The 300-nt window shown below is 89.7% G+C and carries 1 pseudogene; it reads left to right on the forward strand.

The features are described from left to right. Positions 1 to 300 (forward strand): annotated as a pseudogene (locus AAHZ94_RS35265) (hypothetical protein); the annotation flags it as partial.

The following is a 300-nucleotide window of genomic DNA, read 5'->3' on the forward strand; positions in this document are numbered from 1 at the left end:
GGGGGGGGGGGGGGGGGGGGGGGGGGGGGGGGGGGGGGGGGGCGGGCCCCGCCCGCCCCGGGGGGGGGGGGGGGGGGGGCCCCCGGGGGCGCCGGCGGGGCCACGGGATCGCCGTGGCCGGCCGTCGCACGGTGCTGTGCTGCGGGCACCGGTTCCCCGCGGAACCGCGGCGGAACGGCGCTCGCCGTCCGTCGCCCTCCGCGTATACGCGGCGTCCCGCACGAGGGGGTGGCGGGCGCCTGGGTGGGGGGGGGGGGGCCGCCCGGGCGGGGGGGCCCCGGGGGGGGGGGGGGGGGGGGG

This window comes from Streptomyces sp. HSW2009 (genome assembly GCF_040240285.1).
Lineage (GTDB): Bacteria > Actinomycetota > Actinomycetes > Streptomycetales > Streptomycetaceae > Streptomyces.